Raw genomic sequence first — 2,881 nt, 5'->3', positions numbered from 1 at the left:
TTTTCTTGTGGCGCGGACGCGGCCGCTTTGAGGACGTCGAGCTTGCGTTCGCCCGAGATCAATAGGACCAGCCGCTTGACGCTCTTCAGCGCGGACATCGACAGGCTCACGCGGGCGTGCGGCGCCGCGCCCGGATGGACCGCGACATAGCGCTCGCTCGTCTGGAGCGCGTGCGTCCATTCGTGTGCGGGCGCATCGGCGAACAACGACGCCGTATGACCGTCCTCGCCCATGCCGAGCACGGCGACGTTCGGCAAGCCGTAGGCGGGATCGGCGTTCAACGCGGCGATGCGGGTATCGAGCGAAACCGATACATCCACGAGCGGCGCGAAGCGGGCGGCTGCCACGGCTTGCGTCAGCAACGTTTCTCGAACGAGGCGCGCGTTGCTCGCGTTGTCGGTTTCGGGCACCCAGCGATCGTCGACGAGGGTCACGTCGACACGCGCCCAGTCGAGCGATTCCAGCGCGAGCGCCTGAAAGAACGGGCGCGGGCTCGTTCCACCTGAAACCGCCAGGATGGCGCGCGTGTCGGGGCCCGCGGCAAGCGATGCGCCCAGCGCACCGCTCACGGCCTGGGCCAGCGCGCCAGCTTGGGCGCGCGGGTCGTCAAAAGCGTGAAGCTCGATCACTTCTCCTCCAGCCTGCTTTTTGTATGTTCACCATCGTCGGCAACGCCGCACCGCTTCGCCAACGGCTCATTCCGCCAGCGTTGCGTTGCCGGATCTGCACGTCGTTTTCGTTTTGCCGCTTCGTTGTTTCGTCGCTTTATCGCTTTGTCGCTTTTGTCGACTTCCGACGCCAACGACGCAGCGACTCAGTTCAATTCTCTTCTTCGAGCCAGCAGGTGCCGTGCTGCGCGAGCATCGCGCTGGCCGCGGCGGGGCCCCAGGTGCCGGCCGCATACGGCTTGGGCGGCTTGTTCGAGGCGGCCCATTCGTTCAGGATCGGCTCTACCCACGTCCATGCCGCCTCTTGCTCGTCGCGACGTACGAACAGCGCGAGGCGCCCGTTGATCACGTCGAGCAGCAAGCGCTGATAGGCCTCCATCTGTCCTTCCTTGAAGAACTGATCGAAGGCGAGATCGAGGTGCACGCTCGAGAGGTTCATCCCTTCGCCCGGTTGTTTGGCCAGGCAGTACAGGCGGATCGATTCGTTCGGCTGCAGCCGGATCACGAGCCGGTTCGAGCCGGGGCGCAATGCCGTCGGGCCGAGCGCCGAATGCGGCACGGGCCGGAAATTGACGACGATCTCCGCGACGCGCTCGGCCAGACGCTTGCCGGTGCGCAGGAAAAAGGGCACGCCGGCCCAGCGCCAGTTCTCGATCTCCACCTTCAGCGCGACGAAGGTTTCCGTTGCGCTTTGCGACTTCACGCCGTGTTCGGTGGCGTAGGCCGGCACCGAATTGCCCTTGATGACGCCCGAATGGTACTGCCCGCGCACGGCGATCTTGGAGATATCGCGCGTATCGATCGGCTTGAGCGCGCGCAGCACGCGCAGCTTCTCATCGCGGACGGAATCGGAATCCATCGAATGGGGCGGCTCCATGGCGACGATCGACAGCAGCTGCAGCAGGTGGTTTTGCACCATGTCGCGCAGCGCGCCGGTGTTGTCGTAGAAATCGCCGCGCGCCTCGACGCCGAGTTCTTCGGCGATCGTAATCTGGATACTCTCGACCCACTCGCGGCGCCACAGCGGCTCGAACAGCGCATTGCCGAAGCGCAGCGCGAGCAGGTTCTGCACCGGCTCTTTACCGAGGTAGTGGTCGATCCGGTAGATCTGCTCTTCGGCGAAGATCTCGCCCACCGCATCGTTGATTGCATTCGACGAGCGCAGGTCGTAACCGAGCGGTTTCTCCAGCACGATCCGCGCGTTCTCGTTCAATCCGACCGACGCAAGGGCGCGGCAGATCGGCACGAACAGCGACGGCCCCGTCGCGAGATAGAACACGCGCGTGCCGCTGTGATCGTTCATCGCATCGCGCAGCAACGCGAAATCCTCGGGCTTGCCCAGATCGAGCTTGACGTAGGCGATCCGTTCCAGAAAGCGCTCCCAGACGGCTTCGTCGAACTTGCCGCCCTTCGAAACGTGCGATTTGACGTTGCTGTTGACCCAATCGATATAGCCCGCGCGATCGGCCGCATGCCGGGCCACCGCCACGATCTTGCCGTGCTCCGACAACATGCCGGCACGGTGGGCCTCGTACAGCGCCGGGAGGATCTTTCGCATCGACAGATCGCCAGTCCCGCCGAAGAGAACGAAGGTGAAGCCTGAGTCGATTTGCATGAGTCTTGAGCCGAAGTCAAAGGGTTGCGGGCGCGATTCGAGATACGTACTGCGTGGGTGGGCTGCTCGAAGTTGCGACGTCTGTAGCGCGATAAAAATAATTTTGACACTGAATTGTAGTTTAACTACAATCCAAATCAAGAGGTAACGTCGATCGAATGCAAAAACCTTTGCGGCCGTGCTGTCGCGTGAAGGTTGCGAGCGTCGATCGCCGGCAGTGCGCCGCGTACCCGATTCATACCGCGCGTGCATGTTAGCAGCGCGGTTTGGATGGCGCTGCCTCCCCGAGCTGGAACCGCGCGACGCGGGCCGGCCGAATTTAAAAGAGGAGACAGTCGCCCAAGCTTGGAAGCACGCATTTCCTGGCGATCCTTCGCGGCCGCGTTCGGCCCGTCGGCGCATGTGCGCGCCACGCGAGTCGGCATTCGGCCACATCCAGTGTTGTCTGTTGCACCCAACCACCGTTCCCCAGCCAGTCGAAGAGGGGAGCACTCGTTACTTGGTCAGTAGTCTGGAGGAGATAAAGAATGAAAGTTCGCGCGATCATGGCTGCGCTGTGCGCCACGGGGCTCATGCTGGGCGTGTCGGCGGCTCAGGC

Annotated in this window: 2 protein-coding genes; both read right to left on the bottom strand. The window is 63.2% G+C overall.

Translation table 11 applies throughout. The annotated features are described in order from the left end of the window. A partial coding sequence (gene pgl, locus ACTHL0_RS18540; protein ID WP_440568296.1) for a 6-phosphogluconolactonase occupies nt 1-629 on the bottom strand: 629 nt, incomplete at its 3' end. Between the two features lie 190 nt (nt 630-819). After that, nucleotides 820-2,283 carry a glucose-6-phosphate dehydrogenase gene (zwf, locus tag ACTHL0_RS18535; protein WP_440568295.1) on the bottom strand — a complete coding sequence of 488 codons (1,464 nt, stop codon included), beginning with the start codon at nt 2,281-2,283 and terminating at the stop codon, nt 820-822. Between the last annotated feature and the right edge of the window lie 598 nt (nt 2,284-2,881).

Origin of the sequence: Trinickia sp. (assembly GCF_051961175.1) — a bacterium.
In the GTDB taxonomy this organism is placed as follows: Bacteria; Pseudomonadota; Gammaproteobacteria; order Burkholderiales; family Burkholderiaceae; genus Trinickia.
This window is presented reverse-complemented; position numbering and strand designations above follow the sequence as displayed.

What these genes read in the sequence shown, in the direction of transcription:
- zwf (WP_440568295.1), bottom strand. Translation starts at nt 2,283, where the DNA reads ATGCAAATCGACTCAGGCTTCACCTTCGTTCTCTTCGGCGGGACTGGC.